The organism is Bacteroides cellulosilyticus DSM 14838, assembly GCF_000158035.1.
Taxonomy (GTDB): domain Bacteria; phylum Bacteroidota; class Bacteroidia; order Bacteroidales; family Bacteroidaceae; genus Bacteroides; species Bacteroides cellulosilyticus.
This window is the reverse complement of the sequence record NZ_EQ973488.1, coordinates 12207-18952: the sequence shown is the minus strand read 5'-3', so window position 1 is coordinate 18952 and position 6746 is coordinate 12207. Positions and strand designations below refer to the sequence as shown.

The following is a 6746-nucleotide window of genomic DNA, read 5'->3' as shown; positions in this document are numbered from 1 at the left end:
TGAATTAATTTAGCTGATAGCTTCTATAGTTTACAAGCCGTATATTGAGTATATATAAGTACAGGCGCCGCCTATCCTCTCCGGACTGACGACGCCTTTTATTTATGAAAAAGAGAGATTGTCTTATTCTATAATAGTCACACGGTCACCATTGAACACGCCCAAACCTAATTTGTTCATGATATACTTGATGGCGAGTTGTGATTTAACAGAATTTCCTGCTTCGTCCAAAGGAGGTGCAAATGCAGCTGCGCCGAATACACCGGGCAGTACAGACATAACTCCACCACCTACACCACTCTTGGCAGGTATACCGGCAGTGTACATCCAGTCACCTGAATGTTCGTAGAAACCTACGGTAGAAATCATGGAAGTAATCTTCGGAGCTAATGAAGCTTCAAACACTTCTTTCTTGGTGACAGGGTTTACACCACTGTTAGCGATGGTTCCGGCAGCAATCGCCAGTTGTCCGGCAGTGATACCTAATGAGCATTGACGAGTGTACAGGTCGAGTGCCATATCCGGATTATCGTAGATACGGTTGTAGTTCTTCAGTAACCATGCAATAGAGCGGTTGTTGAAGTTCGTAGCCGTTTCCGACTTATACAGCTCATCAATCAATTGTGGAGCTGAACCGCACAAATCAGTAATATTCTGAACGATAGCTTCCCATTTCTTATCTGAATTGCCCACAGGCTCAACCATGGAACATGCTGAGATGGCACCTGCATTTACCAATGGGGTAGAAGGGTGATCATTCTCCAGCAAAATGGCGATGATTGAGTTGAAAGGTAGTCCTGTAGCATCTGCACCAATCATATCCAGCACCTTCTGTGCTCCGTATTGACGGAGGATGAGGATGGCTGTATGTACTTTGGAAACAGATTCTATACCGAAACGGTAGTCAGTGTCACCTATATTAATGGTTTGTCCGTTCATCAGACAGATGCTGATGCCGAACAGATTCTTGTCGATGTTGGCAAGGTAGGGGATGTAATCGGCATTTTTTCCCCCGGTGTTACCCTTCACCTGTTCATAGGCTTCCTGGGCAACCTCTTTTAGTTGAGAGATTGAAATCTTTTTATCCATACGTTTTCTTTTTAGAATTGGCAAGGGGACGAGTTGGCTTGTCCCCTTGTTGATTGGTTCCCTTAATTATTTCGCTGCTTTGTGAGCTTTACAACCGTGATTGAACACTTTAGCTTCTACTGGCAAGTTCTTTTCCTGAGCCATGCGGGTAGGAGTAGGATAATCCAATTTTTCCAGTTCAGTGATGGCATTCTTGATGTCGCCCAGCAACATGTCTGCCATGTCGCGGCTGAAGCCCTGGCGTACTACCACACGCATTACGACGTAGTCGTCCAGTTTAGAAGGTAGGGTATAAGCCGGTACCATCCAACCATGTTGCGACAGTTTATCCTGAAGATCGTACAACGTCCATTTAGCATTCTTGGCGTATTCCGGTTTCATGTACCAGATGAACAACGGGTTCACCACTTCTTCTGAATAGTTGACGAACGGTTCCATCTTAGCGATTTCATCATGGATATACTTCGCGATGGTCAGTGAGTTATACTGTACCTCTTTGTATCCCTGGAATCCTAAGCGAATGAATTGGTAGTACTGACCCAGGATTTGAGCAGCAGGACGGGAGAAGTTCAATCCCACCTGAGTAATGTTTGCACCCAGATAGTTTACGCTGAATGACATTTCTTCGGGCAGATATTCTTTACCTTTCCAGCAAACCCAACCCAGACCCGGATAAACGAGACCGAATTTATGTCCGCTGACACTGATAGAAAGAACCCACTTCAAACGGAAGTCCCATTTCGTTTCAGGATAGAGGAACGGCAGGATGAATCCACCACTGGCAGCATCTACATGGATAGGAATATCGTAACCGGTCTTGGCGTTGTAAGCATCAAGAGCTTTGTCCAGTGCTTCTACGTCATCGTTCAGTCCGGTCCATGTTACACCCTGAATAGGTACGATACAAATGGTGTTTTCATCACACATCTTTAAGGCTTCTTCCGGATCAAGAGTAGTCTTGTCAAGGGTCAAAGGTACTTCACGCATTTCAATCTGCCACAACTGTGCGAACTTTTCCCATACTACCTGGAAACCTGTTGAGATAACGAAATTAGGTTTATCGAAAGGTTTGCCTTGAGCCTGGCGTTTTTTACGCCAACGCAGCCAAGCTGCCACACCGCCCAACATACATGCTTCACTTGAACCAATGGCCAGCGCACCTGTTTTCCAAGTATCCTTTTCCGGAGAGTTCCACAGGTTTGCTACGATGTTGATACATTTTCCGTTCATCACGGCGATACGGGGATATTCCGTTTCGTCAATGTAGTTAATGTTGATCGCCTCGTTCATCAGCTTGGTGGCGTAATCGTCCATATAAGTGGTGACGAAAGTGGCCAGGTTCAGACGGGGTTGAGTTTGAGCGAAAGTTTCGTCTTTTACCATCTGATAAGCAATCTCGGGAGTAGTAGGTCCATCAGGGATCTTCTCTACCGGAGAGGGTTGCAACATTCTGTTTGATCCAAACACTTCTGTTTTGGCATCACCTTTTCTGAAATTTACATCTTCCATTTTACTAATATTTTAGTTTAGGTTTAGGCGGCGAGGATTTTCCCCGTCGAATTTCCCAGAACAACGGCATTTGCAGAGGAAAGTTCCGACGTTTTACATCTTTTGGCGTTTATTAAAGGGAAGGTAAATGATAATTTAGGAGTGTAGTTATTGATATTCTGACTATCTCAATTCCCCTCCTCCGAGGAGGAGAGTTTAAGATACTCCCGACTGACATTCTCTCTCCGTTAAATGATTATTTATCCTTTCCTCCTTTTTTGAACTTTCTATAACCATAATTGTTTCTCTTGCACTATTTCAAACCCTATAAATATATATGTGTATATGAAAATCAATACCGGCCGGGGAACCATTCCTCTTATTACATTGATCGGCATCTGGTCTATTTCTGCATTGACCTCTTTGCCGGGATTGGCTGTTTCTCCTATTTTGGGGCAGCTTTCCACTACTTTTCCGGATGCTTCGGAACTGGATATTCAGATGCTTAGTTCTTTACCGTCGTTATTGATTATACCTTTTATTTTGTTAGCGGGCAAGTTGGCTGAGAAACGCGACTTTGTTCGTCTGTTACGCGCGGGGCTCTGGATGTTCGCCGCGAGCGGGGTGCTGTACCTGTTTTCCACAAAAATGTGGCAATTAATAGCTGTCAGCGCCCTGCTGGGAATTGGTGCGGGACTGATTATTCCGCTTTCTACCGGATTGATTTCCCGTTATTTCACGGGAACCTACCGGGTGAAGCAATTTGGATACAGTTCCGCCATTACAAATGTTACGCTGGTGGTGGCAACCGCTGTTACCGGCTATCTGGCAGAAGTGAACTGGCATCTGCCTTTCCTGGTCTATTTACTACCTTTGGTAGCCATCATACTCACCATCCATCTGAAAGACGAAAATGCGGATGGTGAAGCACAAGTCACTTCATCGGATAAATCTCCTGCCGATACTTCTTCATCGGCAGAAACGGCTGCTCCCGCTATCCCCGGCAAGTATGGTATTCATGTCCGTCATCTGCTGCAACTGATGCTTTTTTATGGGCTTACCACTTATATTGTATTGATCGTGACGTTCAACCTTCCGTTCCTGATGGAGGAACATCACTTTTCCAGTGGGAACTCGGGAATGATGATTTCCCTCTTCTTCCTTGCTATCATGGCACCCGGTTTCTTTCTGGGGCATGTTGTAAAGTATCTGAAGGAAAAGACGAAGTTTTACAGCCTGCTGTGTATTGCACTGGGGTTGGCACTGATATGGATTTCTCCCAAAGAATGGTTGATCATACCGGGCTGCATACTGGTAGGATTGGGCTATGGTGTTATCCAACCGTTGATCTATGATAAAACGGTGGATACGGCTGTTCCCCAGAAAACCACGCTGGCACTGGCTTTTGTGATGGCAATGAACTACTTGGCTGTGCTGCTTTGTCCGTTTATCGTAGATTTCTTCCAATCATTGTTTCATGTACGTTCGCAGGAGTTCCCATTTATCTTTAACCTTTGCATTACGATACTTGCATTGATATGGGCGTATAGGAGGAAGACGGATTTTCTGTTCAGGGATAAACTGTGATTGATCATTTATACAAAGAAAAGGAGTTCCATAAAAACGGACTCCTTTTCTTTGTATTTATAGCTACTTGTTATAGTTCTATCGGTTCATATTCCAGTCCGAATACATCCGCTACAGCTTTATAAGTAACTTTACCTTCCACTACGTTCAGTCCCTGTGCCAGAGCGGGATCGTCTTTACATGCTTTTTGCCAGCCTTTGTCTGCCAATGCCACGGTATAAGGTAGTGTGGAGTTCGTCAGTGCCATAGTTGAAGTGAATGGTACTGCTCCCGGAATATTGGCTACCGCATAGTGCACGATGTCATCCACTACATACGTCGGTTCGCTGTGGGTGGTAGGATGAGAGGTTTCAAAGCATCCGCCCTGATCTATGGCAACATCTACGAGAACGGTTCCCGGTTTCATCATCTTCAGCATATCTTTGGTAATCAGATGTGGCGCTTTATCTCCCGGAATCAGTACGGAACCAATCACGAGGTCTATGTTGGGCAATTCCATCCTGATGTTATGCATAGAAGAATATAGAGTTTTTACATTTTTTGGTAACACTTCACTGAGGTAGCGCAGGCGCGTCAGATTAATATCGGTGATTAATACTTCCGCACCCATTCCGGCGGCCATCTGTGCAGCATTGGTTCCTACTACACCACCACCCAGAATTAATACACGTGCAGGACGGACACCGGGTACGCCACCCAGTAATTTCCCTTTTCCGCCTTGCGGCTTTTCCAGGAAACGGGCACCTTCCTGTGTAGCCATGCGTCCGGCCACTTCACTCATGGGGGTGAGCAATGGGAGGGAGTGGTCTTCTTTCTCTACGGTTTCGTAAGCGATGCAGATACCACCGCTTTCTATCATGGCTTCGGTAAGTATTTTATCGGCGGCGAAGTGGAAATAGGTAAATACCACTTGACCCTTTTTAATCAGTTTGTACTCGGGGGCGATAGGTTCTTTCACCTTCACAATCATTTCAGCTGCGGCATACGTAGCTTCGATGGTTGGCAGCATTTTCGCACCCACTGCAATGTACTCTTCATCAGGAAAACCGCTGTTTGCACCGGCAGATGCCTGTACATACACTGTATGACCTCTTTTCACCAACTCGGCTACTCCGGCAGGGGTCATTCCTACACGGTTCTCGTTGTTTTTGATTTCCTTAGGTACTCCGATAATCATAACCTTGCAATTTTAATTGGGGGTTAAACATGTCGCAATGTAGCGATTTCCGTGTTTCGGTGTACTTCGGGAATAGGTGTTTTACAACAGTATTTTTATACAGGTTTTAATCTGGAATAATCGAATGCCCCCTGAGTTTCAATATTTTGCTCAGGAGGTAATTCTTGTATGAATATGAAATGATTAGTGCCCATACCAGTCGTATTTTTTCTCCTTGGTACTTGCTTTATCCTGTTTTTGCAACTGTTTTTGTGTACTGTGCAAACGGCGCATAGTAATAATCGTAAATACGACGCCTAAAATGATAAGCACTACTAAGACAATGCTTGCATAAATAAAAATAGTATGGCTCATAAACTTCTGTACGGTGTTTTTAATTCCTAATCAAATTTCCATTCCTGCGTCTCCTTCGCTGTTCGTACCTTCCTGCCAGGGATTGATACTGACGGTGGCGTTGATTTCTGTTTGATTGACGGTTACGTTGATGGTGTAGCTCTTGCCGCTTTCGAACAGGCCGTTCCGGTCGGTGGCGTTCAGGGAGTAGGACTTTCGGCCGATGGTGAGGGCGAGCAGTGGGGTGCCTGCGTCGATGGTCTGCGGTACGAGCAAGGTATGCCTGTCGGCGGCGCTTCCGGTGAGGGTGATGTCTTTGCGGTCGGTGCCCGGGGTGAGGGTGATACCTTCCAGGGTGTAGGTGGCGATGGCTTGTGGCAGTACGACGGAGGCGGTTTCAACTTCGGTTTGTGTCATCCCTTTTCCGGCTTTCAGCACTATGTTCAGTTGGGCCATGAGGTGCGAGAAGGCGAGGCTTACCGGGGCAAAACGCTCGGTGGGTGCGGTGGCGGCCATCACATCGGGGGCGCGGTTGCCTGCCGGGGTGGTTTCGGGCGTATACAGGGCGTGGAAGGTGGTGGTGGCGGCCGGGTATTGTTCCCAATAGAGAGGGGTTTCCGTATCCCATTGCCCGTTGGCGTTCAGGGTGAAGGGTATGCCGTCACCGGTGGATTCTCCGGGCCAGAGGGTGATGTGGCTGCCTGCCGGGAAATCGGTGGTGGCATCGGCGGCGGTTGTTATTTCTACGGATGAGGTGTTGAGGTCGGTTTCGGGCATTTCCGTCCAGTCGGTGATGGTGGCTGTGATGGTTACATTCTGGGGGTTGAGGGAGATGCGGAACAGGTTGCTGGTTCCTGCTTTCAGTTCCTGGGTGTCGCTGAGCTGGGCGGTGAAGCGGCTTCCGTCCTTCAGGGTGATGATGTAGCTGACGCCCGGAGCTGTCTCTCGGGGCAGGACGATGGCGGTGCCTTGGGTACCGGCGGCGTTCAGGGGGACGGTGATGTCCTGCGGGGTGGAGGCTTCCGGGGTTGTCTTCGGGGTTGTGGTTGCCGGGTCGGTTGCTTCGTCCAGG

At 47.2% G+C, this 6746-nt stretch carries 6 protein-coding genes; 1 reads left to right on the top strand and 5 read right to left on the bottom strand.

Annotated elements, in window-relative coordinates:
- Nucleotides 1-123: 123 nt before the first annotated feature.
- Nucleotides 124-1089 carry a glutaminase A gene (glsA, locus tag BACCELL_RS01300; protein WP_007209678.1) on the bottom strand — a complete coding sequence of 322 codons (966 nt, stop codon included), beginning with the start codon at nt 1087-1089 and terminating at the stop codon, nt 124-126.
- 66 nt (nt 1090-1155) lie between these two features.
- Nucleotides 1156-2598 (bottom strand): glutamate decarboxylase, encoded by a 1443-nt coding sequence (gene gad, locus BACCELL_RS01295; RefSeq protein ID WP_007209677.1) that lies wholly within the window; start codon nt 2596-2598, stop codon nt 1156-1158.
- A 324-nt stretch (nt 2599-2922) separates the two neighbouring features.
- Here gad and BACCELL_RS01290 point away from each other — a divergent pair, with 324 nt between their 5' ends.
- Nucleotides 2923-4164 carry an MFS transporter gene (locus BACCELL_RS01290; protein ID WP_007209676.1) on the top strand — a complete coding sequence of 414 codons (1242 nt, stop codon included), beginning with the start codon at nt 2923-2925 and terminating at the stop codon, nt 4162-4164.
- A 70-nt stretch (nt 4165-4234) separates the two neighbouring features.
- Here the strand turns inward: BACCELL_RS01290 and ald are convergent, their stop codons facing one another.
- The 3 genes from ald to BACCELL_RS01280 all read right to left on the bottom strand — a co-directional run.
- Nucleotides 4235-5341 carry an alanine dehydrogenase gene (ald, locus tag BACCELL_RS01285; protein ID WP_007209675.1) on the bottom strand — a complete coding sequence of 369 codons (1107 nt, stop codon included), beginning with the start codon at nt 5339-5341 and terminating at the stop codon, nt 4235-4237.
- 183 nt (nt 5342-5524) lie between these two features.
- Entirely contained in the window at nt 5525-5695 is a 171-nt protein-coding gene (locus BACCELL_RS26720) for a Z-ring associated ZapG family protein (protein ID WP_007209674.1), read from the bottom strand.
- A 30-nt stretch (nt 5696-5725) separates the two neighbouring features.
- Nucleotides 5726-6746: fimbrillin family protein (locus BACCELL_RS01280; protein WP_044153163.1), on the bottom strand; the 1021-nt coding region annotated here is incomplete at its 5' end.